The following is a 21,198-nucleotide window of genomic DNA, read 5'->3' as shown; positions in this document are numbered from 1 at the left end:
ACTACCTGCCGCGAAACACCAGAAAGTCCGGCAGATAATCAAAAAACCGGACCAGCCACGAAAACGGAGCCGGAAAATCGGTGCGAAACCGGCGTCGCGACATCGCCTTGACCACACGGTTTGCCGCATCTTCCGGCGTCATCAGCATCGGCATCTTGAATTTGTTCTTCTCTGTCAGCCGGGTCTTGATGAAACCGGGGTTGACGATGCGCACAGTCACACCGGTGCCGGCAAGATCAAGCCGCATGGATTCCGCCAATGAAATCAGCGCTGCCTTGCTGGCGGCGTAACCAATCGCCGCCGGTAACCCACGATAACCCGACAACGACCCGATCAGCGTGATATCCCCGCGACCAGCCTGAACAAAGCCCGGCACTGTTTCGCCAAGAACCCGCAGGGCACCCGTGAAATTCACGTCATTCATCGCAAGAACGGCCTCGGTATCCCAGTGTTTTGCGGGCATCGGCTCGTAGATGCCGGCATTGTAAACCAGTCCGTCGACCTCTCCGACCTGTTGCCGCGCACGGCGAACCGCCTCAAGGTCCGCGACATCAAATGGAACGGCGCGCGCATTGGGCAGCGACCCGCAGATTTCTTTCAGACGTTCGGCGTTGCGGGCGGACAGGACCAGATGCGCCCCTTTGTTGCTCAGCGCCTCGGCCAGCGAGCGGCCCAGCCCTTCACTTGCGCCAATGATCCAGTAGGTCTTTCCATCAAAATCGATCATGCCTTTTCATTCCGGTTGTAACAGTCGTTTTACGCACCGGTGACCCGAAAGGATCACCCACCGTCCGGACCTGGGGATGCCACCTCAAACAGCCTTGGGATGCTAAGATACAGCAAAGTATTGCTTTTTATTGATCCACTGTCTTTGGCCCCGCGTATCTCAGTAAATAACGCATAACGAGGATGGAATGTTCGACGAAACCCCGCGTGTACGCAAGAAAATCGCAGTCATCGGCGCAGGCATTTCAGGCCTCTCTGCAGCTTATTACCTTTCCGAAGACAACGACGTAACCGTGTTCGAGGCCGAGCCCCGGCTGGGTGGTCACGCCCGAACGGTTATGGCTGGAAGGAACGGCGACCAGCCCGTCGACACCGGGTTCATTGTATTCAACTACGTTACCTACCCGCATCTGACGCGCCTGTTCGATGAACTGAACGTTCCCGTCAGCAAAAGCGAGATGAGTTTCGGGGCAACCATCGACAACGGCCGGATCGAGTACGGGCTGAACAACCTGCGAACCTTGACGGCGCAGAAACGTAACCTGACACGCCCTGCCTATTACAAGATGATTGCGGACATTTTGCGCTTTGGAAAAGAAGCACCCGATGCGGCCAAGGATGACGACACCACAATTGGCGAACTGGTTGACCAGTTGCGCCTGGGTCACTGGTTCCGCCACAACTATCTGATGCCAATGTGTGGCGCGATCTGGTCTACACCGGTCGAGTTCGTCGACCAGTTCCCGGCCCGTTCACTGGTTCAGTTTTTCCGTAACCATGCTCTGTTGGCCTCTGGCCGCGCCAATCAGCATCAATGGTACACGGTCACGGGCGGAAGTATCGAATATGTCCGCCGGATTGATGCGGCATTGCGTGCGCGTGGCTGTGAGATCCGTCTGGCCGCACCGGTTGATCACATTCAGCGCAGCGATCTGGGGGTTACAATTCACAGCCATGGTGTCTCGGACCTGTTTGACGAGGTGATACTGGCCACGCATTCGGATCAGTCGCTTGCCATTCTGGGCCAGGGCGCCACTGCATCAGAGAAGGCTGCATTGGGCGCAATCCGGTATCAGCCGAATGTCGCAACGCTTCACTGCGACCCCGCCCAGATGCCGCGTCGGCGCGCCTGCTGGTCCAGCTGGACCTACCGGTCGCAAGCCGGACAGGTAGGCGTGACATACTGGATGAACCGGCTTCAGAACATTCCTGATAGCGATCCTCTGTTCGTTACGCTGAATGCGCCGACCGAAATCGGCGACGACAAGATCTATGATCAGGTGGAATTTGCGCATCCGGTCTTCGACAAGGCCGCCATAAAGGCGCAGACGCAGATTCGAAACATGCAGGGGCAAAACCGGACATGGTTTGCCGGAGCCTACAACCGGCATGGGTTCCATGAAGACGGGATTGCCAGCGCAATGCATGTTGTCGGGTTGATCAAAGGAAACTCGCAAACACCCGGAGCTGAACATGGCGTTCCTCAAGAAGCTGCCATCCCTGTTTCAACCGACGCATAACAGCTGGCGTTCCGCGCTGTTGTCCGTCGCGATGCTTGCCCCCGGCGGGCTGGCGGCGTCTCCGGTCTTTGGTGTTCTGGACAATGCTCAGACGCGCGGCGCGGCGACCTTCCGGTACCTGGGCTTTCCTCTGTATGACGCGCAACTGTTCACGCAAGGTGGGGCGCCGCTCAGCTGGAGCAGGGATTTTGGCCTGGAATTGCGTTATCGGCGGAACCTGACAAAGAAAGCGCTCGTGAACTCGACACTGGATGAAATGAAACGCATCGGGCGCGCCGCGCCGGTTCGGCAACAGCTGGATGGTTGTTTCGACGCCGTCAGCAAAGGCGACACCTTTCTGGCCGTGTCCCAGGGCCCGGACAAAGTGAGCTTCTGGCTGAACGGTCGCAAGACATGCACGATGGCTTACCCGGGGATCACACGCAGCTTCATGTCGATCTTCGTTGGGGACAACACGCGCTCTGCCGCTTTCACCCAGTCGCTGTTGGGGAAATGATGCTTTATCCGCGGGTCAGCCTGTATGCGCTGATGCTTGCTGCGGCCGGTATCCCGCTTTATATCCATCTGCCCCGGTTTGCGGCTGTCAATCTGGGCATTGGACTGGCCACGATCGGCACGGTACTTCTGGCGATCCGCCTGATCGATCTGGTGCAGGATCCACTGATCGGCTGGGCCATAGACCGTTGGCCAGGTGCGCAGGTTCTGTTCGCGGCCATGGCCATGGCGGGTCTGGCGGTCGGATTTCCCCTGCTGTTCTCATTACCTCAGGGCGCAAGTTTGGCGGCTTTGGTCGCCATTCTGATCCTGTTGTTTTCAGCTTATAGCCTTGGCACTATCCTGCTTTATGGCCGCAGCGCGACACTTGCCAAACGGCCTGACCCGAAAGAGCTGATGACGCTGGCCGCCTATCGGGAAAGCGGGCAATTGGCCGGAGTGATCCTTGCCGCAGGTGCGCCGGCATTGCTGGCGGCCCTTGGGGCGCAATCGCAAGGATATCCCGCATTTGGGCTGTTCCTTGGGATAATGGCTATCCTGTCAATAGTTTTGACATTCCCCATGTGGCGGCGACCGCCGATAACCGGAGAAGGGCTGACATATTCCGGCCTGGGCCAGGCTGGTGCGCTCAGGCTGCTGGTGCTTGCTCTGGTAAACAGCCTGCCTGTGGCAATAACATCCACACTCTTTCTTTTCTTTGTCGAAGACCGGCTGCAACTGCCTGGTAAAGCGGGGCCTCTTTTGATCCTGTTTTTCCTTAGCGCGGGCGCAAGTGTTCCGTTCTGGGCGCGTCTCAGCAACCGAATTGGCCCTAAACAGACTCTGATTATTGCGATGCCTCTGTCAATTGCCAGCTTTGTCGGGGCGGCCCTTCTGGCGACCGGGAACCTCACGGGGTTTGCGTTGATCTGCATGACCTCGGGCGCGGCGCTGGGGGCAGACATGGTGGTCTTGCCCGCCATGTTCTCGGTGGTTCTGACACGTGCCGGGCTGAATGCTTCGGCTGCGTTCGGCATCTGGTCATTCGCTGGGAAACTGGGCCTGGCCTTGGCCGCCTTCTTCACATTGCCCCTGCTTGAACGCAGCGGATTCACCCCCGGACAGGCTAACTCGGCCCAGGCATTGAAAACACTCAACCTGGCTTACGCCGTGCTGCCCTGCATTCTGAAACTTGGCGCGTTTGGATTGGTCCTGACGTTGCCCTCAAAGGAGCCCGTCCAATGAAACTCCTTGCAATTCTCCTGTTTGCCCTGCTTGCCCTGTTGTTTGCACAAAGGCGCTATTTCAGCTTTCGGTCTCAATCACCCGCAGATTATTCCGACACAGGCCCGAAGTTTTCGCTGAAAGAGCAACTGAACGGGGAAATCCTGTCCGAAGGGCTGATCTTTGGGCCAAACGGAAAGATGTCCAACAGCTTTGTCGCGCGCATGGTGGGGGAATGGACCGGAAATTCCGGGACGCTGACCGAGCATTTCACCTATTCCAACGGCAAACAAATTACCCGCAAATGGTACCTGACCCTGGGCACCGGCAACACTTTTACGGCAACCGCAGACGATATTGTCGGAGAAGGAAATGGCGTTATCGCAGGCTCGACCGTCAGGCTTTCCTACCGGATCGTGCTGCCTGAAGACGCCGGCGGGCATATTCTGGACGTCACCGACTGGATGTATCTCACCGAAAACGGCGCGATCATGAACCGGTCCGAGATGCGGAAATTTGGGGTGAAGGTCGTCGAGTTGATAGCGACCATGCGCCCCGCCCCAGCGGTCAAGACCAACCACCTGAACGGTGCACATGGTCGCGACACGACAACCGAGGCGAGGCCAATGCAATGACCTTTCGCCGCTTTCTGGCAGGCTGTATAGCCATTGCCGCGCTTATGATCCTTGCCACCTGTTCCGCCAAGCCAAAGGTTCCCAAGACCTTTCTTTCTGATCGCCAACTGAACCTTGAGGAATTCTTTGACGGTCAGACGGCGGCCTATGGGCAGTTTCAGGATGTTTTGGGCAATGTCTCGCGCCGCTTCACGGTCGATATTGAAGGCAGGTGGACCGGCGAAACACTGACATTGGTCGAAGACTTCACTTATGACGACGGCGCGACCGAGCAGCGCGTCTGGACCCTAACAAAAACAGGTGAGGATTCCTGGACCGGAACAGCCCCGGGTGTGCTGGGCACCGCATCTGGCATCGAGCGGGGCGACACATTCAACTGGAAGTACAGCATCGATCTGCCGGTCAAAGACGGCACGATGCGGGCCGATTTCGATGACTGGATGTGGCTGCTGGACGACGACAGGCTTCTCAATCGTGCATACCTGTCACGATTTGGCGTCCGCTTGGGTGAGGTTATCCTGTTCTTCGAAAAGAAGTAGTTCGGGGGTGAGCGGCCACGGTCATGCAACCGCAGCCTGACGCCCCAAACGGCTGGGCACCGCATTCTGTCTGAACACTAGGCCGACTTTTCGGTTTTGTCCTCGACTGGCTCAGCATCCATTTCGATCACGTCCGCGTCGTCACTCGAAACATCCACAACGTCTTGTTCCGGCTCGGATTTATCCTCGAGCGCGCCGACGATCAGAGGCAGCATATGCACCCCTGTGGCACTGGCGATTTCCGGTGTTTGCGGCGTTTGCCAGCTGAGCGTATCAAAGCTGTGACAGTTCTGGCAGACCGGGGCCCACTCAGCCTGAATGTCGTGACAGTTGTCACAGACCCATTGCGGACCACGCGGCGCGTTCAGCGCCTTGGCCAGCCACCCTTGCACCACCGCGTCCGACGAACCCTCGCCCCGCTCAATTGCAGCCATCAGCGTATAGGCCCGGGCATCTGCCTGTTTTTCCACCACATCTCCCAGCGCGCGGCGGGCTTCGGGGAAATCTTCGGCAACGATATTGAGTTCCGCCAGTATCAGCCGGGTTTCCTGATGCTGAGGATGAATGCGGGTCAGTGCCGTAAAGCGCTTGATCCGTTCGGATGGCGTTTCATCCGGCACGATCTCGGCAAAGGCATGCGCCAGATCGGGGTGAGGCTGAACCTCCCAGGCTTTTTTCAGAATCTTGGTTGCCGCTCGGGGCTTGCCCTTGGCGATATAGGCCCGCGTAGCCATTGCAGCGGCCGGAACCAGATCGGGTGACAGCCTGTTGGCTTCTATCGCGTGCTCCTGCTGTTCGAGAGTCGCATCTTCGTCCAGAATATCCTTGGCCTCGGACAGGGCCAGAACTGCATCGCGGCGTTTGAACACATCACGCGGCAGGTGGCCCGCTTTCAGTTTGGCCGTCAAGGTTGAACGCGCGCCAGCCCAATCCTGCGCCTTGGTCTGGAGACCCAGCAGAATATCCTGCGTTTCCTGATGCCTCGGCTTGATCGCCAGCGCCTTTTCGGCCAGCTTGCGCGCGGTTTCATCATCACCTTCGGCAAGTTTCTGTTTCATGATGCCGCGCACACCGACAAAACGGGTCGAGTTGTTCGTAACCAGTTTCTTGTAGGTCTCTGACGCCTTTTTGGTGTCGCCATTCAATTCGGCCGCCTGCGCCACCAGCAGGTTCGTCAGCTCGGGCTTGTTCAACAGTTTTTCGGCCTTTGTGGCCTTGTTCAACGCTATGCGTCCTTCCCCCGAAGCCAGCGCCATCAGGCCGTCAGCCAGCGCCTGATAGCCGCGCTGTTCGCGACTGCGGTCGAAATAGCGCGACAGGGCGGTTTCGTCGCCATTCAGGAATTTCAGCGTCGCAACCAAAAGGCTGAGCAGCTTGAAGAACAGCCAGACACCCAGGACCAGCAGACCCAGCCCAATCACTGATTGAAGCGGCCCTAACGTGTATTCCGTGCCCCCGGCCGTGATCTGAACACCGCCGCTGGTTTCCATAAGGAACCCTGCGCCCATGGCCAGCAGACCGATAATCGCAACAAAAACAAGAATCTTAAACAATGACCACAGCATGGCAGGCCCTTCAGTTCGAGTTTGCGCTTGGTTGAAGCGCATTTGCGGCGGCTACAGCGGCGACCCGTGTCTGAGCCGCCTGTTCCCAGTCTGCCATTGCCGATTGTCCGGCTTCAGGCAGGGATTTGAGTTCATTCAGCGCCGCCGGCAGGTCCCCGCTGGCCAAAGCGGCCTGCGCCCGCGACAGGATCGCGTCCGGGCTGTCCCCATCCTGCGGTGTAACTGACCGGGCGCCGGTCTGGCGCTGCAAAAATGCAATCACACCCGCACCTTTGTCCGCATCACGAGCGTCCGCCAGCGCCGCCCGGGCCGCCGGATCAAACGAGGCCCGCAGGCTGGACAGGCTGTCCACACCCTTGTCCGACGGACCCGACAAGGCGTCAGGCACATCCACGCCGTTGGCTGTCAGTTCGGCCACCAGATCGGCATAAGGCTGACCCGCATCCAGTTGACCCTGCAGGCGCGACACGATCGCTGCGTTGGTCGCAGCCAGTGCTTCGGCCGAAGCTTTCGCCTCAAGCGCCTGTGCGTCGCTTACCATCTTCTCGACCTCGGCGCGCTGTGCGGCCAGGGAATCCTGCAGCTTTTTCAACTCAGCCTCGAAGGCAGCTGATGTTTCCTGAGATGCCCCCTGGGTCAGAGCGTTGCTTTCAAGATCACTCAGGCGGGTGTCCAGAGGAGCAACCTTGCTGCTGAGTGTGTCGACACTGGATTTCAGGGCACCCAGATCCGTTTCGACCGGGGCCAGCTTGTCAGCCAGGGCAGTTACCTGATCGGAAAGACCGGAAACATCCGGGGCGTCTGCAAGAGATTTCGAAAGCTCCGCAATCTGGTCTGACTGTTCGGCCAGTTTCGCCTCAAGCGCGGAAAGGGCGTCTTCTGAACCCGAGCCATTGGTCAGATACCCGCTGCCCACGACATAGCCGACAGCCGCCGCGACCACGCCGCCGATCAGGGCCGGCACGAACCCACTCTTCTTTTCCACAACCCGTTCGACAGTTTTTTCTGCAACCGGCGCAGAGGCGGCTTCGGCTTCGGCTTCGGCTTCGGCTTCGGCTTCGGCTTCGGCTTCGGCTTCGGCTTCGGCTTCGGCTTCGGCTTCGGCTTCGGCTTCGGCTTCGGCTTCGGCTTCGGCTTCGGCTTCGGCTTCGGCTTCGGCTTCGGCTTCGGCTTCGGCTTCGGCTTCGGCTTCGGCTTCGGCTTCGGCTTCGGCTTCGGCTTCGGCTTCGGCTTCGGCTTCGGCTTCGGCTTCGGCTTCGGCTTCGGCTTCGGCTTCGGAAACTACGTCGTTCGGCTGGTCAGCCGCGTCAAGGGGCTTACTATCCGGTTGATCCGTGGCTTCAGTTTCGACGCTGTCGGCAATATCTTCCGACTTAGGGTCTTTCTCCGGCTCCTGATCGGATTTCTTTTTACCAGCCACCGTCACATTCCCCTTATCGATTCCAAAAAAATCCTGAACAACAGACCTGACCAAGTTAATCCGTGCTCTCTTTTCCCTCAACCCGCATCGCGTGTTTCACAAGCTTTTTCACGGCTTTCCGCATTTTCCCGGGCGTCGGTTGTTTCGCAACCTTCAGCCGGGCATAGTCCAATGCATAAAGCGGTTCAGCCGTCGCTTCGCTGATTGCCGCTAGCCATAAAGGGGCAGAACCGGACCAGATATCGGCAAATTGTCGCGCCGAGCGGGGGGAAAACAACGGCGCAATGACCGGATCATCGTTGTGCGCAATTTCCTCGGCCTCGGACGACAGCGGCAGCAGCTTTTGCTGATAGACCAGCTGCTCATGCGCGGTCAGGCCGGATTCGGTCAGCCGCTCGGCGATATTGCCCCGGCTGTGTTCGCCCCGAATGTGCAGCAATGGGGTCTGCGGCCTGATTTGCAGCAGATTTCCCATCAATTCCTCTGCCGTCTGCCCCGCCATCCGGGCAGTCCATCCTGCGGACAGGGCCGCGGACGTTGTTGCGGGACCGACGCAAAAGGCGGGAAGGTTCCGCGTTACGCCCAGCGACGCCGCTGCATTGACCCCGTTTGCGGAGGTGAAGATCAACCCGCGCATTCCCTTTGTGTCAACCTGAACGGCAAGCGGCCTGATATCCAGAATCGGGGAGTAAATCACTTGAACCCGCGATCTGACGCGGTTTGGCAACTGCGCAACAAACCTTTCGGATGCGGCATGAGGGCGGGTCATCAACAAATACAACTATCGGCGCCTTCGGCCTTGGGATTGTTTGCGTCCGCGCAGGGTGATACCCCGCTTTGCAATCATGATGCAACGGATCAGGCCAATGGTGCAAACACTTACCGTTCTGGGGCTGGAAAGCAGCTGCGACGATACGGCCGCCGCCGTGGTGCGCCAGACGGAGGGTGCGCGGGCCGAAATCCTGTCCTCTGTCGTGCATGGCCAGACAGAGCTTCACAGTGCCTTTGGCGGCGTCGTGCCGGAGATCGCCGCGCGGGCCCATGCTGAAAAGCTGGATGTTTGCGTGGCGCAGGCCCTGAACGAGTCCGGCCTGAACCTTCGCGATATGGACGCGATTGCGGTGACCGCCGGCCCGGGACTGATTGGCGGGGTAATCTCGGGTGTCATGTGCGCCAAGGGGTTGAGTGCCGCAACCGGCATACCCCTGATTGGGGTCAACCACCTTGCCGGGCATGCCCTGACACCGCGCCTGACGGACAGCATTGCATTTCCCTACCTGATGCTGCTGGTGTCGGGCGGGCATTGCCAATATTTGATCGCCCATGGCCCTGACCAATTCACCCGTTTGGGCGGCACGATCGATGACGCACCAGGGGAAGCGTTCGACAAGACCGCCCGATTGCTGGGACTGCCGCAACCCGGCGGCCCCTCGGTCGAGGCTGAAGCCCGTATGGGCAACCCGGACCGGTTCCGCTTTCCCCGGCCCTTGCTGGATCGTCCGGGCTGTGATCTGTCATTCTCGGGCCTGAAAACTGCATTGATGCGCATGCGGGACCAGATCGTAAGTGAAAAAGGCGGCCTGACCCGTCAGGATCGCGCCGACCTGTGCGCGGGCTTCCAACAGGCCGTCGTCGATACTCTGGCGGAAAAGACCCGTCGGGCGATTACCCACTATCTCGGCGAAAAGCCATCTGAACCTGTAATTGCAGTGGCAGGGGGTGTGGCGGCCAACAGGGCAATTCGAGCAGCGTTAGAAACTGTTTCCGCGGAAACCGGCGCCCGGTTCACGGCACCCCCAATGAACCTGTGCACGGACAACGCGGCCATGATCGCCTATGCCGGGCTGGAACGGTTCCGCAGTGGCGCACTTGACGGAATGGACCTGACCGCCCGCCCGCGATGGCCATTGGACCAAACCAGCCCGGCCATGCTGGGAAGCGGCAAGAAAGGCGCCAAAGCATGAGCGTTTCAGTCCTAGGCTCGGGCGCGTTTGGTACAGCGCTGGCCGTGTCACTTGCCGGGAATGGGCCTGTGACGCTCTGGTCGCGCTCGCAGGATCAAGCGCGGGCCATGCAGGACGGGCGCGAGAGCGCGAAACGCCTTCCTGGCATTCAGCTCGGCCCGAATATCGCCGTGACGTCGGATATCAAAGTCGCTGCCGGCAACGATGTTCTGTTGCTGGCTGTACCTATGCAGCAGCTTCGCGCAGTCATCACGGAACATGCACCTTTGTTGCGGCACAAGACGCTTGTGGCCTGCTGCAAGGGGATTGAACTGACAACCGGGCTTGGACCGGTTTCGGTCATCCGCCAGACCGCCCGCGATGCAAGACCCGCTTTGCTGACCGGTCCCAGCTTTGCCGACGACATCGCGCGCGGCTTGCCCACTGCGCTGACACTGGCCTGCGATGAGGATGAACCGGGCCAGCACCTGCAACACGCGCTTACAACGACCAACCTGCGCCTGTATCGGACAACTGATCTGATCGGCGCCGAATTGGGTGGGGCGCTAAAGAACGTGATGGCCATCGGTTGCGGAGCCTGTATCGGCGCCGGTCTTGGCGACAGCGCTCGCGCGGCGCTTATGACGCGGGGGTTCGCAGAAATGCAGCGCTTCGCGGCCATGCGCGGCGCTCGGCCCGAGACCCTGATGGGGTTGTCGGGATTGGGGGATCTGGTCCTGACTTGTTCGTCCGAATTGTCACGAAACTATCGTTTTGGCCTTAGTTTGGGTCGAAACGAAAGTTTCGACCCCGGAACAACCGTGGAAGGTGTGGCCACTGCAAAAGCCATGTCCGGCATTGCCCGGGCCGAGGGGCTGGACATGCCCATCAGTACAACAGTGGCGGAACTCAGCCATGGTGAATACAGTGTAACCAAGGCGATTCAATCGCTGCTCAATCGCCCTTTGAAGGAGGAATAATATGCTGATCGCTCTGATCGCCCGCGACAAGGACGGGGCGCTGCAAACGCGACTGGACAATCGTGCTGCGCACCTGGCCTATATCGAAGAAACCGGCGTTGTGGCACAGGCCGGTCCGCTTCTGAACGGCGACGCGATGATTGGTTCGCTGATCATTCTAGAAGTTGAAGATTTGGCAGCCGCGCAAAGCTGGGCCGACAACGATCCCTATGCCAAAGCTGGGTTATTCAAATCGGTCGAACTGGTTCCCTGGAAGAAGGTCATTGGCTGATGGCGTATTGGCTGTTCAAATCCGAACCTTCCACGTGGAGCTGGGATCAACAGGTCGCCAAGGGCGAGACGGGCGAGGAATGGGACGGCGTGCGCAACTACCAGGCCCGCAATTTCATGCGTCAGATGGCCTTAGGCGATCGCGGCTTTTTCTATCATTCACAGAAGGACAAGGCCATTGTCGGCATCGTCGAAGTCTGTGCCGAGGCGCACCCCGATAGCACGACAGATGACGACCGGTGGGAATGTGTAGATATCAAAGCCGTTCGCCCTTTCGAGACTGCAGTCACACTGGATCAGATCAAGTCGGATGAGCGTCTGGCCGAAATGGTTTTGGTCAAAAACTCCCGACTTTCCGTGCAACCGGTCACGGAATCGGAATGGGACGCCATTTGCGCGTTGGGTCAAACCCGCCCTGATTGAAACGCTTCTTGGGCGCAAACCTTCTCAAGCGACCTTCAAAATGCTATAACCTAATGGAATTCGCCTGTTGGGGGCATCTCGGTTGTGGTTTTGGCGATACCTTAATTTCTGGTGTTGTTTGTTCATAGTTTGATCTTGTTCGAAAGTCTGAGCCCATGTCTGACGCCAGAGGCAGTACTGGGAAGTCCAAGCCGCGAAACCCAAAAAATTGGGAGGCGCGACTTGAAGAGGCGCGAAAGCAGCGGCGGAAGGCGCTGGCGCGTACGAATGGGTCAGCCCCCAGGAATGGCGTAGCCAAGATTCCAACTGTCGCACGATCAAAGGATATTGCGCAGGCAATCCCGGAACCTGCGCCCGATCTAGCGGTTTCGGAACCTGTCCATCCTGAAATTCGACCAAATAAGAAACGCAATCGCGGCACGACAAGGCTCCTGCTTGTTGTGCTTATCGCAATGACATGCGGCGCGGCCCTGCAATGGGGCGGCGCCAAGGTCACCACCAACTGGTCTCAGGCCGCTGAAGATGAAGCCATTCTGGACGCGGCGCTGGGCGATCCCGAGTTGCCTGCTGAGGTTGCTGCCCCCGAGAATGAGCCTCCGGTCAAGATTGCCGCACCGGACACTATTGCAACTGAACCGCCGGCCTCCCGAAAAAAGGTGTACCCGCGAAGCCAAGTGGCCAGCATCAACCTTCCCGGAGCGGAACTGATGCCCCTTCAACGAGGGAGCCCTGCCTTTTCCAACAGTGTTGCACAGCTGGATCCCAAGTTGTCTGCCCTGTCTGAAGAAGCGCAAAGCGTGCCTGCGCCTCAGGAAGACCAGAGTCCCCCGACCGATCAAGTCGAAGCAGTCGTGGTCGAAACCCCGGTCGTCGAAGACGCCATTGTAGAAGCCGCAGTTATCCAAGACGCAGTTGTTGAAGACCCAGTGGTTCAAGACGCAGTTGCAGAAGATGCAGCAGCCCCAGACGCAGTTATCGATGATGCGGAAGTCGCAAAAACAGAGGTTGAAAACCTGCCCGATGAACCGCAGGTCAGCTTGGTGGCGTTGAACCCTGATCCGCCAGTCAGCACGATTGCCGAGCTTGCATTGCCCGATGAAGTACTGCCTGATTTAAAACCGGAACTGGATATCGAAGTCGCGCTGATTGTGCCGACCCGAGTTTCAGAGGATGCGCGAAACGTGGCGCTGAAAGTTCTGGCCGACGGTGAAGCCAATGTGGTGGCGTCAGCCCGGGTGGGATATTCGGTCAAGGAAACCCAGGTTCGGTTCTATCACCCGAACGATGCGGAAATGGCGGCACTGACTGCGAAAGCCCTGGGAGCAATTTCCCGAGACTTTACGGATTCCAACGTGAAAACCAGGCCCGGCCGCATTGAGGTGTATCTGGCTGGACGTGGCGGCGGCAGCAGCAAAAGCGACGGCGACGAAAAACAAACCAGATTTGACCAGTTCATCGCCCGCCTGTTGGGCGGCGCAAACTGAAATATGCGGGAAGGTTCCGACGATGCAGAACCTTCCCTACCCCACGTGCTCCCAACTCACCACACGTGTATAGAATTCGTGGCTCTGACCGTCCTAGTCCTGAACTGAATCTACCCGGTTTCTTGCAGGTCGTTCAACAATCAAGTGTTTAGAATATAAGTAAAACTAAGCACACCCGCCGTAAGATCAGCGGGTGTCGATTCCCGTTCAGGCGCAATCAGATTCGGAATCCGGGATCAGCCGTAGACCGACTCTTTGCCGAAATGCTTGGTCAGCATGTAATAGACGACGGCTCGGTATTTGTTGCGCTCGGACATGCCATAGATTTCCATGGCCTTGTTGATCGCTTCCATCAGTTCCGGACCATCGGACAGGCCAAGTTTCTTGATCAGGAAATTGTTCTTGACTGTTTCCAACTCGCTTTCCTGGCTGGCAGCCACGGTCGCGGCGTCTGCGTCATAAATGGCGGGACCACATCCAATCGTAACCTTGGTCAGCAGGTCCATGTCCGGGTCCATGCCGCATTTGGATTTCAGGTCATCGGCATACTTGGCGATCAGGTCGTCGCGTTTTCCCATTTTCGTCTCCTGTTAGATGTTCATGTCCTGTCCATTCAGCACAGCACATACGGTAGCGGGCGTGGAGATTTGCACAAAGGGAAAAAAACCGCGCTTTCCCCCCTAAGGTAAACGCCATTGGATGAGCAGGGGTTGATCGAAACGCTGCTTTAATTTAACTTATCTGTTAAATAATGAAAGCGGAGGTAGCAATGACCGTATCCCTGCCAAACGAAAGTTCCGAATATCGCAATGCCAGGAATGCTTTGTTGACGGCTGAAACCGAGCTAAGAGCGCAGATCGAATCCGTCGCCGCCATGCGACGCGGCCTGCCAAAAGGCGGGCAAGTTCCAGACGACTATGCGTTCAGGTCGTTGGACGGTGAAGCCACGAAGATGTCTTCATTGTTTGGCGAACATGACACACTTGCCATCTATTCTCTGATGTACGGGCCGAATGCCACCAGCCCTTGCCCGATGTGCTCGGCATTTCTGGATGGGCTGAACGGGCAAGTCGCCCATATCCGAAGGAAAATATCGATTCTGGTCGTGGCCGAGAATACGCCTCAGAAGCTGGCAACGTTAAAGAAGCAGATGGGCTGGAATGACCTGTCCCTGTTTTCAGCGTTGGGTACGGGATACCAGCGTGACTATCTGGCTGAAACGGAAGACGGTAATCAACTGCCGATCCTGAACGTGTTTCAACGGGATCAGGACGGTATTCATCATTTTTGGGGATCCGAGCTGTTCTTTGAGCCCAGCGACTGGCATCCGCGTCACATAGATGCGGCATGGCCGCTTTGGAACATCCTGGATTTCACACCAAAGGGTCGTGGAGATTTCATGCCGCCACTGCGCTGAAACAAAAAACGGCGGCCGGATCGACCGCCGTTTTCCTGAGATTCCCCGCAATCAATAGCGATAATGCTCGGGCTTGTAGGGACCTTCCGGTTTTACGCCGATATACGCCGCCTGCTCGCTGTCCATCTGGGTCAGCTTCACACCGATCCGGTCCAGATGCAGGCGCGCAACTTTCTCGTCCAGATGCTTGGGCAGGATGTAGACTTCGTTTTTGTATTGGTCACCCTTGGTGAACAGTTCGATCTGCGCCAGAACCTGGTTGGTGAACGAGGCCGACATCACGAAAGACGGGTGGCCGGTGGCGTTGCCGAGGTTCAGCAGACGACCTTCGGACAGCAGGATGAGACGGTTGCCCGAGGGCATCTCGATCATGTCCACCTGTTCCTTGATGTTGGTCCACTTGTGGTTTTTCAGGCTGGCCACCTGAATTTCGTTGTCGAAGTGGCCGATGTTGCCGACGATGGCCATATCCTTCATCTCGCGCATATGCTCGATGCGGATCACGTCCTTGTTGCCGGTGGTGGTGATGAAAATATCTGCCGATGCAACTTCGTCTTCCAGCAGGGTCACTTCAAACCCGTCCATGGCGGCCTGCAGCGCGCAGATCGGATCAACTTCGGTGACTTTCACACGGGCGCCTGCACCGCGCAGCGAAGCCGCCGAACCTTTGCCTACGTCGCCATATCCGCAGACCACGGCGACCTTGCCGGCCATCATGGTGTCGGTGGCGCGGCGAATGCCGTCGACCAGCGATTCCTTGCAGCCGTATTTGTTGTCGAACTTCGACTTGGTGACCGAGTCGTTCACGTTGATCGCCGGGAAAGGCAGATGGCCGTCTTTCACCAGCTGATACAGGCGGTTCACGCCGGTGGTGGTTTCTTCGGACACGCCCTGGATCTGGTCGCGCATCTTGGTGAACCAGCCCGGGCTTGCTGCCATGCGCTTGGCAATCTGCGACTTGATGACTGCTTCCTCTTCCGAACCCGGAACAGGGATGATGTCCTCTCCCGCTTCGGCACGGGCGCCCAGCAGGATGTACAGCGTCGCATCGCCGCCATCATCCAGGATCATGTTGGGGCCGTCTTCGAACAGGAAGGATTTGTCCAGATAATCCCAGTGCTCCTCCAACGTCTGACCTTTGATGGCGAAGACGGGGATGCCCGCCTCGGCAATCGCGGCGGCTGCGTGATCCTGGGTCGAGAAGATGTTGCACGATGCCCAGCGCACATCGGCGCCCAGCGCAACCAGCGTTTCGATCAGAACGCCGGTCTGAATGGTCATGTGCAGCGAACCGACAATGCGCGCACCGTTCAGCGGCTTGGCTTCGCCATATTCCGCACGCAAGGCCATCAGGCCCGGCATCTCGGTTTCGGCAATATCCAGCTCCTTGCGGCCAAACCCGGCCAATGAAATGTCTTTGACGATATAGTCCCCGGCCATCAGGTGCTCCACTCCGGTAAATCACGAACCGGAGTGCCCTAGCATTCCTTTATGCAGGTGGCAACTTGGATAGCCGGATACAGGGAGTTATGCCGTCAAAATCAGCTTGGCGTACCCTCAGGCTTGATAATCGGGATCGCCTCGAAGAAATCTGTGCCAACGGCGACAATACAGGTAATGCCATTGGCCTGTGTCACCAGAACGGTATAGCTGCCTGTTTCCTTTGAGGTCCAGACCTCCATGACCGATTGCGCACCGCGCGATTTCTGCAGACCGCCAAAGGCGAGTTCCTCGGCATATTTGTCCTGCAGATTGGAAATCACGTGTTCGCGCACTGCGCAGCTTTGGGCCAACACCGGCGGCGCTGTCGCGGCCATGCCGAATGTCAGGGCTATTGAGAACAATCGCTTGAACATGACAAGCTCCTTTCGTTACGGGTTTCGTTACGAGAGGGGCACACCGGGAGGAGCGCGTGCCCCCCTCAGTTCTTTATGTCGGGATTGACTGTCATTCCTTCAAAGCACGAATGCTCAAGAAAACGTTGGCAGCCAGTGATCCAGACAGGTACATCATACCCTAAAAATGAGGCGCAATCGCGGCGGGTCGCGAGAGGTATGGTATTATGGCAACACAACCCCGGGCATGGCAGAGAATGCTGTCAGGTCGGCGTCTGGATCTGCTGGATCCGACGCCCGTGGACATCGAAATCGAAGATATCGCCCACGGACTTGCGTTTGTGGCCCGCTGGAACGGGCAGACGGACGGAGATTTCGCCTATTCCGTGGCCGAACATTCGCTGTTGGTCGAAGAGCTTTTTGGCCGGATTGTCCCCAAGGCACCGGCAAAATGGCGGCTGGCTGCTTTGTTACATGATGCGCCCGAATATGTGATCGGAGACATGATTTCCCCGGTGAAATCCGCCGTGGGTCCGGATTACGGCGCGCTGGATGATCGACTGGCTGCGGCCATCCACATCCGGTTCGGCCTGCCTGCCGAGGTGCCGAAAACAGTGAAACGGCAGATCAAAAAGGCCGACAAGATCAGCGCCTGGATGGAGGCAACCCAGATTGCGGGGTTTTCCGAGGCTGAGGCGACGAAGTTCTTTGGGCGACCGGATAGGGCGGTCATAGAAGGTTTGGAAATCCGGTTGCGCCCGGCGGTTGAGGTTCGGCGGGCGTATTCTGCGCGTCACGAGGAACTTTTAAAGAAACTGTAGCCCAAATCCCCGTATTCCACCTGGAACTTCAAGGGAAAGTGTCAGGTTCTCCAAACTGGTTTAAACCACTCTCGCTTGGCTGAATGTAGAAGTAGATCAAAACCAAGGTTCCGATCAGCGGAATGAAGGCAATCAATAACCACCAAGCGGTTCGCCCGATGTCGTGCAAACGTCTGGCCCCGATCGCCACATTGGGAAGCAACAGCCCAAGTGACACCAAAACTGAGAGCGGCTGGCCCGCGCTCGGTTCAAACGCGCCAAATCCAAGCATCGGCGCGATCAATGCACCATCGACAATTCGCGTCACCAAAAGAACAAGAAATACGGCCAGGACCCACCACCAAAAGGTCGCGCGCGAAGCGCGACCGTGGAAGTTGGCGTAATTTGACAGTGCCCGCCGAAATGCCGTCGAAAGATTATTCATGCCGCCCTCCGCAATTGGGCGGTATTCACATATCACTTTTTCTTGTTATTTGATATGCAGCCGTCTGTGCGGCCGCCGACAAACCTATACGTACGCGCCCGCCGAATAAGTCAGTTCGTACGAGTGGCTATAAAGTTCAAATACGTTCCCAAACGGGTCTTCCATGTAGACCATTCGATAAGGCTTTTCGCCAGGATAGTATTTTCGGATCTGGCTCATGCGTTGTTTTCCGCCTAACTCTTCTATGATCTTAACCCGCTCTTCCAGATTGGCGTCTTGCACGCAGAAATGAAAAAGACCGCGACGCCAATACTCAAACGGCCGTTCCTCTTCGATCGTGTTCGGAAACTCAAAGAGTTCAATGCCGGTTCCATCCCCCATCGACAGGTGGGCAATGCGGAATGAACCCCAGCCTTCACCAAAAACATCGTCACACATCTGGCCTATGGCGCTGTCGTCATGCAGCACTTCGGTGGGTTCCATGAGGACATAAAGCCCAAAGGCCTTGGAGTAGAACTCGACCGCTTTTTCAAGGTCCGGAACGGTTATTCCGATGTGGGAAAATGTTAGTGCAGACATCTTTGGAAACTCCTCGTTCAACAGCAAACAAGAGGAAGGGTATCAGCAGCCCTTGCCAATACCTTCCGAAATAGTGCGCTTGTTTGAGTTTCCACATCCAGAGAAGGGAGAATGCCAGCTTAGGTTCGATCTTAACGCGGGCTGCGCTTCGCCAAAATCCGCTGCAATGTCCGGCGGTGCATGTTCAGCCGCCGTGCAGTCTCGGATACGTTCCGGTCGCACAGTTCATACACCCGCTGGATATGCTCCCAGCGGACGCGGTCCGCGCTCATGGGGTTTTCCGGGGGCGGGGGCAGTTCGTCGCCCTTGGCCAGCAACGCGTTGGTGATGTCGGTAGCATCGGCAGGTTTCGACAGGTAATCGGTCGCGCCGATCTTCACAGCGGCCACTGCAGTCGCGATCGCACCATATCCGGTCAGCACCACGACCCGGCTGTCGGGGCGCTTTTCACGCAGCACTTCAACCACATCCAGGCCGTTGCCATCCTCGAGCCGCAAATCGACCACGGCATAAGCCGGGGGCCGAGCGGTGGAAATGGCGCGCCCTGCCGCGACCGAGCCTGCGGTTTCAACTTCGAATCCGCGTTTTTCCATTGCTTTGGCCAGACGTCTCAGGAACGGCTCGTCATCATCGACCAGAAGCAATGATTTATCGGGCCCGATATCATACTGAGGACTGTCCGCCATATTCCGCTCTTTCCGCTGTTTCCTGCCTTCGGCCTAGCACTAAGTCATAGCAGCGCCATGACAAAGGTCAAACCGATCACGTCTGATCCAGAAAGCAGCCGACCTTGTCAGCAATCTGCTCCGCAGTGTCGTCACGTTTGAAAAACTCAAGGAACCCGTCCTCGGGCGTGACCAGATAGGTGAAGGTCGAGTGGTCGACCAGATAATACTCGTCACTTTTGTCCTGCGCCTTGTAATAGGTCTTGTAGGCCTTGCTGGCGGCCTTGACCTGTTCGGGCGAGCCGGTCAGCGCGATCATCCGTTCATGCAGGTTAAAGGCATAGTCCCCGACCACTTCGGGCGTGTCGCGATCCGGGTCGATCGAGATGAACAGGGGTGTCACAGACTGCCCGCGCTCGGCCAAGATGTCGATCGCTTCGGCATTGCGCGACATGTCAAAGGGGCAGACATCGGGGCAGAACGTATAACCGAAATAGACCAGTGTCGGTTCGGTGATCACATCCTTGTCGGTGACAGTATCGCCATGCGCGTTCACCAGTTCAAACGGCCCGCCAATGGCTGCTGCGCCACCGGCGATCTGGCTGGACCGGCATTGGGCAAACTTGTCGTCCGACGCTGAACCCTGCACCAGCAGCCAGACGGCGCCCAATCCAACGGCAAGAATGACGGTAGCGAGAATGGCGTAAAGGCGGATCATGACGTTATCCTGATACCAGAGGGGTTGTTGATCGTTTCGGTCGGGACACCTATCAACATGAGGAACCGGTGCAATAGGACATAATTGACCCATGGCAGATTCCAACATCACATTTTGGCATGGTCAGGAACGCAGCAGCTGGATCCGGTTGCGCACCCTGATCCTGTTGCGCTGGGTCGCCATCGTCGGGCAGATCACGGCAATCACCGTGGCGCAGCAAACCTATCATGTGCAGCTCGAGGCCGGTTTGTGCTACCTGGCCATAGGCGTTTCGGTCATGGGCAACCTGACCGCAATTCTTCTGTTTCCCCGCAGCAAACGCCTGTCAGAGTTTGAGAACTTTCTGATGGTGCTGTTCGATCTGCTGCAGCTGGCCTTCCTGTTGTACCTGACCGGTGGGCTGAACAACCCGTTCGCCTTGCTGCTGGTCGGCCCGGTGACGATCTCGGCCAGCGTTATGAGTACCCGTTCCACCCTGATTGTCGGGGCCGTGGCAATCGTCCTGACCACGCTGCTGGCCGAGTTTCATCTACCCTTGCGCACCAATCTGGGGCTCGAATTACGAATCCCCGATATCCTGCTGTTCGGCAACTGGGCGGCGATCGTGATCGCCATCGTTTTTCTTGGCGCGTATTCGCACCGGGTCAGTTCCGAGGTGCAGTCCATGTCCGAGGCGCTTTCGGCCACGCATATGGCCCTGGCGCGTGAACAAAAACTGACGGATCTGGGGGGTGTCGTGGCTGCTGCGGCACATGAACTGGGTACGCCGCTTGCCACAATCAAACTGACCAGTTCCGAGCTTTTTGAAGAGCTGGACGACAGGCCTGATCTCAAAGAAGACGCGGCCCTGATCCGCGAACAGGCCAACCGGTGCCGCGATATTCTGCGCAATATGGGTCGGGCAGGCAAAGACGACCTGCATCTGCGCCAAGCGCCGCTTTCAACCGTCACTTTTGAAGCGGCAGAGCCGCATATCAACCGGGGCAAACAAGTGCATTTTGCCGAAGGTCCGGCGCAGGGCGGCGATGTCCAGCAGCCCTCGATCCTGCGCAAACCCGAGATCATCCACGGATTGCGCAACCTGATTCAGAACGCCGTGGATTTCGCCCGCGCCAATGTCTGGGTCGAGGCCGAGTGGACCGAAGACAGGATTACCGTCAACATCATGGATGACGGGCGCGGATACCCCTCGCAGATGATCGGACGCATCGGTGATCCGTTCATGCGGCGGCGCAGGACCGAAACCGATCAGCGGACCCGCCCGGAATACGAAGGGATGGGCCTGGGTCTGTTCATCGCGAAAACCCTGCTTGAGCGCAGCGGTGCGGAGCTGGAATTTGCCAACGGTTCCGACCCCTACCAGTCGCTGACCGACAATCCCGAACGGCGGGGTGCCATCGTCAAAGTATCGTGGCCGCGCAACCTGATTGACGCGCAGACCGGGGATACGCCGGTACCGTCCGGGCTCAACCAGCCGATCGAGGTGTGAGTTAAGAAACCGTTAACCAATCAAGACCATAGTCCGGCCCAACTTTA

24 protein-coding genes are annotated in these 21,198 nt (G+C 57.8%); 13 read left to right on the top strand and 11 right to left on the bottom strand.

Features of this window, described 5'->3' with window-relative positions:
• Position 1 precedes the first annotated feature (1 nt).
• Positions 2-727, bottom strand: coding sequence for an SDR family NAD(P)-dependent oxidoreductase (locus ACR3EQ_RS14615; RefSeq protein WP_170612860.1), 726 nt, complete (start codon positions 725-727; stop codon positions 2-4).
• Between the two features lie 187 nt (positions 728-914).
• Here ACR3EQ_RS14615 and ACR3EQ_RS14610 point away from each other — a divergent pair, with 187 nt between their 5' ends.
• The 5 genes from ACR3EQ_RS14610 to ACR3EQ_RS14590 are packed head-to-tail and all read left to right on the top strand — an operon-like array spanning position 915 to position 5,118.
• Complete coding sequence (locus tag ACR3EQ_RS14610) at positions 915-2,246, top strand: FAD-dependent oxidoreductase (RefSeq protein ID WP_170612858.1); 1,332 nt, start codon at positions 915-917, stop codon at positions 2,244-2,246.
• Positions 2,200-2,742 (top strand): hypothetical protein, encoded by a 543-nt coding sequence (locus ACR3EQ_RS14605; protein WP_480491045.1) that lies wholly within the window; start codon positions 2,200-2,202, stop codon positions 2,740-2,742. Before ACR3EQ_RS14610 ends, ACR3EQ_RS14605 begins: the two co-directional genes overlap by 47 nt.
• Entirely contained in the window at positions 2,742-3,965 is a 1,224-nt protein-coding gene (locus ACR3EQ_RS14600; protein WP_480491789.1) for an MFS transporter, read from the top strand. The genes ACR3EQ_RS14605 and ACR3EQ_RS14600 overlap by 1 nt, the downstream gene beginning before the upstream one ends.
• Positions 3,962-4,579, top strand: a complete 618-nt coding sequence (locus ACR3EQ_RS14595; RefSeq protein WP_480491043.1) for a DUF3833 domain-containing protein — start codon at positions 3,962-3,964, stop codon at positions 4,577-4,579. The genes ACR3EQ_RS14600 and ACR3EQ_RS14595 overlap by 4 nt, the downstream gene beginning before the upstream one ends.
• The gene (locus ACR3EQ_RS14590) at positions 4,576-5,118 is read left to right on the top strand and encodes a DUF3833 family protein (protein ID WP_480491041.1); all 543 of its coding nucleotides are present in this window, start codon (positions 4,576-4,578) and stop codon (positions 5,116-5,118) included. Before ACR3EQ_RS14595 ends, ACR3EQ_RS14590 begins: the two co-directional genes overlap by 4 nt.
• Before the next feature lie 77 nt (positions 5,119-5,195).
• On the opposite strand, the gene ACR3EQ_RS14585 is transcribed toward ACR3EQ_RS14590, so the two are convergent.
• The 3 genes from ACR3EQ_RS14585 to ACR3EQ_RS14575 are packed head-to-tail and all read right to left on the bottom strand — an operon-like array spanning position 5,196 to position 8,872.
• Entirely contained in the window at positions 5,196-6,683 is a 1,488-nt protein-coding gene (locus ACR3EQ_RS14585; RefSeq protein ID WP_170612848.1) for a heme biosynthesis HemY N-terminal domain-containing protein, read from the bottom strand.
• Between the two features lie 10 nt (positions 6,684-6,693).
• On the bottom strand, positions 6,694-8,103 hold the full coding sequence (locus ACR3EQ_RS14580; protein WP_480491039.1) for a COG4223 family protein: 1,410 nt from the start codon (positions 8,101-8,103) through the stop codon (positions 6,694-6,696).
• Between the two features lie 55 nt (positions 8,104-8,158).
• Positions 8,159-8,872, bottom strand: coding sequence for a uroporphyrinogen-III synthase (locus ACR3EQ_RS14575; RefSeq protein WP_480491037.1), 714 nt, complete (start codon positions 8,870-8,872; stop codon positions 8,159-8,161).
• Between the two features lie 97 nt (positions 8,873-8,969).
• On the opposite strand from ACR3EQ_RS14575, the gene tsaD reads away from it, so the two are divergent.
• The 5 genes from tsaD (at position 8,970) to ACR3EQ_RS14550 (ending at position 13,203) form a co-directional block, all read left to right on the top strand.
• On the top strand, positions 8,970-10,067 hold the full coding sequence (gene tsaD / locus ACR3EQ_RS14570) for a tRNA (adenosine(37)-N6)-threonylcarbamoyltransferase complex transferase subunit TsaD (protein ID WP_170612842.1): 1,098 nt from the start codon (positions 8,970-8,972) through the stop codon (positions 10,065-10,067).
• Positions 10,064-11,026, top strand: a complete 963-nt coding sequence (locus ACR3EQ_RS14565) for an NAD(P)H-dependent glycerol-3-phosphate dehydrogenase (RefSeq protein WP_480491035.1) — start codon at positions 10,064-10,066, stop codon at positions 11,024-11,026. The genes tsaD and ACR3EQ_RS14565 overlap by 4 nt, the downstream gene beginning before the upstream one ends.
• Position 11,027: 1 nt before the next feature.
• On the top strand, positions 11,028-11,297 hold the full coding sequence (locus ACR3EQ_RS14560) for a YciI family protein (RefSeq protein ID WP_170807095.1): 270 nt from the start codon (positions 11,028-11,030) through the stop codon (positions 11,295-11,297).
• The gene (locus ACR3EQ_RS14555; protein WP_170680070.1) at positions 11,297-11,719 is read left to right on the top strand and encodes an EVE domain-containing protein; all 423 of its coding nucleotides are present in this window, start codon (positions 11,297-11,299) and stop codon (positions 11,717-11,719) included. Before ACR3EQ_RS14560 ends, ACR3EQ_RS14555 begins: the two co-directional genes overlap by 1 nt.
• Positions 11,720-12,159: 440 nt before the next feature.
• Entirely contained in the window at positions 12,160-13,203 is a 1,044-nt protein-coding gene (locus tag ACR3EQ_RS14550) for a hypothetical protein (RefSeq protein ID WP_480491033.1), read from the top strand.
• 236 nt (positions 13,204-13,439) lie between these two features.
• Here ACR3EQ_RS14550 and ACR3EQ_RS14545 read toward each other — a convergent pair whose 3' ends face one another.
• Positions 13,440-13,781, bottom strand: coding sequence for a DUF2853 family protein (locus ACR3EQ_RS14545; RefSeq protein ID WP_480491031.1), 342 nt, complete (start codon positions 13,779-13,781; stop codon positions 13,440-13,442).
• A 191-nt stretch (positions 13,782-13,972) separates the two neighbouring features.
• Between ACR3EQ_RS14545 and ACR3EQ_RS14540 the strand changes: the two genes are divergently transcribed.
• A complete protein-coding gene (locus tag ACR3EQ_RS14540) occupies positions 13,973-14,620 on the top strand; it encodes a DUF899 family protein (protein WP_480491029.1) in 648 nt (215 codons plus the stop codon).
• A gap of 51 nt (positions 14,621-14,671) precedes the next feature.
• Here ACR3EQ_RS14540 and ahcY read toward each other — a convergent pair whose 3' ends face one another.
• Entirely contained in the window at positions 14,672-16,060 is a 1,389-nt protein-coding gene (gene ahcY, locus ACR3EQ_RS14535; RefSeq protein ID WP_480491027.1) for an adenosylhomocysteinase, read from the bottom strand.
• A 101-nt stretch (positions 16,061-16,161) separates the two neighbouring features.
• Positions 16,162-16,476: a hypothetical protein gene (locus ACR3EQ_RS14530; RefSeq protein WP_170612824.1), complete on the bottom strand. Its 315-nt coding sequence runs from the start codon at positions 16,474-16,476 to the stop codon at positions 16,162-16,164.
• A gap of 206 nt (positions 16,477-16,682) precedes the next feature.
• Between ACR3EQ_RS14530 and ACR3EQ_RS14525 the strand changes: the two genes are divergently transcribed.
• Positions 16,683-17,276 carry an HD domain-containing protein gene (locus ACR3EQ_RS14525; protein WP_170612822.1) on the top strand — a complete coding sequence of 198 codons (594 nt, stop codon included), beginning with the start codon at positions 16,683-16,685 and terminating at the stop codon, positions 17,274-17,276.
• A 28-nt stretch (positions 17,277-17,304) separates the two neighbouring features.
• On the opposite strand, the gene ACR3EQ_RS14520 is transcribed toward ACR3EQ_RS14525, so the two are convergent.
• The 4 genes from ACR3EQ_RS14520 to ACR3EQ_RS14505 all read right to left on the bottom strand — a co-directional run bounded on the left by ACR3EQ_RS14520 (position 17,305) and on the right by ACR3EQ_RS14505 (position 19,662).
• On the bottom strand, positions 17,305-17,700 hold the full coding sequence (locus ACR3EQ_RS14520; RefSeq protein ID WP_170612820.1) for a DUF805 domain-containing protein: 396 nt from the start codon (positions 17,698-17,700) through the stop codon (positions 17,305-17,307).
• Between the two features lie 84 nt (positions 17,701-17,784).
• Positions 17,785-18,279, bottom strand: coding sequence for a lactoylglutathione lyase family protein (locus ACR3EQ_RS14515; RefSeq protein WP_170612818.1), 495 nt, complete (start codon positions 18,277-18,279; stop codon positions 17,785-17,787).
• Between the two features lie 131 nt (positions 18,280-18,410).
• Complete coding sequence (locus ACR3EQ_RS14510; protein WP_170612816.1) at positions 18,411-18,965, bottom strand: ActR/PrrA/RegA family redox response regulator transcription factor; 555 nt, start codon at positions 18,963-18,965, stop codon at positions 18,411-18,413.
• A gap of 76 nt (positions 18,966-19,041) precedes the next feature.
• Positions 19,042-19,662 carry an SCO family protein gene (locus ACR3EQ_RS14505; protein ID WP_480491025.1) on the bottom strand — a complete coding sequence of 207 codons (621 nt, stop codon included), beginning with the start codon at positions 19,660-19,662 and terminating at the stop codon, positions 19,042-19,044.
• Positions 19,663-19,753: 91 nt separating this feature from the next.
• On the opposite strand from ACR3EQ_RS14505, the gene regB reads away from it, so the two are divergent.
• A complete protein-coding gene (gene regB, locus ACR3EQ_RS14500) occupies positions 19,754-21,151 on the top strand; it encodes a sensor histidine kinase RegB (protein ID WP_170612813.1) in 1,398 nt (465 codons plus the stop codon).
• The last annotated feature ends 47 nt before the right edge of the window (positions 21,152-21,198 follow it).

It is taken from the genome of Ruegeria sp. AN11, from assembly GCF_056536005.1.
Note: the sequence above shows the minus strand (reverse complement) of the source record. Positions and strands in the feature narration are given on the sequence as shown.

Bases quoted from the DNA above. Each gene is read 5' to 3' on its own strand.
- ACR3EQ_RS14615 (WP_170612860.1), bottom strand. From the start codon at position 727: ATGATCGATTTTGATGGAAAGACCTACTGGATCATTGGCGCAAGTGAA.
- ACR3EQ_RS14610 (WP_170612858.1), top strand. From the start codon at position 915: ATGTTCGACGAAACCCCGCGTGTACGCAAGAAAATCGCAGTCATCGGC.
- ACR3EQ_RS14605 (WP_480491045.1), top strand. From the start codon at position 2,200: ATGGCGTTCCTCAAGAAGCTGCCATCCCTGTTTCAACCGACGCATAAC.
- ACR3EQ_RS14600 (WP_480491789.1), top strand. From the start codon at position 2,742: ATGCTTTATCCGCGGGTCAGCCTGTATGCGCTGATGCTTGCTGCGGCC.
- ACR3EQ_RS14595 (WP_480491043.1), top strand. From the start codon at position 3,962: ATGAAACTCCTTGCAATTCTCCTGTTTGCCCTGCTTGCCCTGTTGTTT.
- ACR3EQ_RS14590 (WP_480491041.1), top strand. From the start codon at position 4,576: ATGACCTTTCGCCGCTTTCTGGCAGGCTGTATAGCCATTGCCGCGCTT.
- ACR3EQ_RS14585 (WP_170612848.1), bottom strand. From the start codon at position 6,683: ATGCTGTGGTCATTGTTTAAGATTCTTGTTTTTGTTGCGATTATCGGT.
- ACR3EQ_RS14575 (WP_480491037.1), bottom strand. From the start codon at position 8,872: ATGACCCGCCCTCATGCCGCATCCGAAAGGTTTGTTGCGCAGTTGCCA.
- tsaD (WP_170612842.1), top strand. From the start codon at position 8,970: ATGGTGCAAACACTTACCGTTCTGGGGCTGGAAAGCAGCTGCGACGAT.
- ACR3EQ_RS14565 (WP_480491035.1), top strand. From the start codon at position 10,064: ATGAGCGTTTCAGTCCTAGGCTCGGGCGCGTTTGGTACAGCGCTGGCC.
- ACR3EQ_RS14560 (WP_170807095.1), top strand. From the start codon at position 11,028: ATGCTGATCGCTCTGATCGCCCGCGACAAGGACGGGGCGCTGCAAACG.
- ACR3EQ_RS14555 (WP_170680070.1), top strand. From the start codon at position 11,297: ATGGCGTATTGGCTGTTCAAATCCGAACCTTCCACGTGGAGCTGGGAT.
- ACR3EQ_RS14545 (WP_480491031.1), bottom strand. From the start codon at position 13,781: ATGGGAAAACGCGACGACCTGATCGCCAAGTATGCCGATGACCTGAAA.
- ACR3EQ_RS14540 (WP_480491029.1), top strand. From the start codon at position 13,973: ATGACCGTATCCCTGCCAAACGAAAGTTCCGAATATCGCAATGCCAGG.
- ahcY (WP_480491027.1), bottom strand. From the start codon at position 16,060: ATGGCCGGGGACTATATCGTCAAAGACATTTCATTGGCCGGGTTTGGC.
- ACR3EQ_RS14530 (WP_170612824.1), bottom strand. From the start codon at position 16,476: ATGTTCAAGCGATTGTTCTCAATAGCCCTGACATTCGGCATGGCCGCG.
- ACR3EQ_RS14525 (WP_170612822.1), top strand. From the start codon at position 16,683: ATGGCAACACAACCCCGGGCATGGCAGAGAATGCTGTCAGGTCGGCGT.
- ACR3EQ_RS14520 (WP_170612820.1), bottom strand. From the start codon at position 17,700: ATGAATAATCTTTCGACGGCATTTCGGCGGGCACTGTCAAATTACGCC.
- ACR3EQ_RS14515 (WP_170612818.1), bottom strand. From the start codon at position 18,279: ATGTCTGCACTAACATTTTCCCACATCGGAATAACCGTTCCGGACCTT.
- ACR3EQ_RS14510 (WP_170612816.1), bottom strand. From the start codon at position 18,965: ATGGCGGACAGTCCTCAGTATGATATCGGGCCCGATAAATCATTGCTT.
- ACR3EQ_RS14505 (WP_480491025.1), bottom strand. From the start codon at position 19,662: ATGATCCGCCTTTACGCCATTCTCGCTACCGTCATTCTTGCCGTTGGA.
- regB (WP_170612813.1), top strand. From the start codon at position 19,754: ATGGCAGATTCCAACATCACATTTTGGCATGGTCAGGAACGCAGCAGC.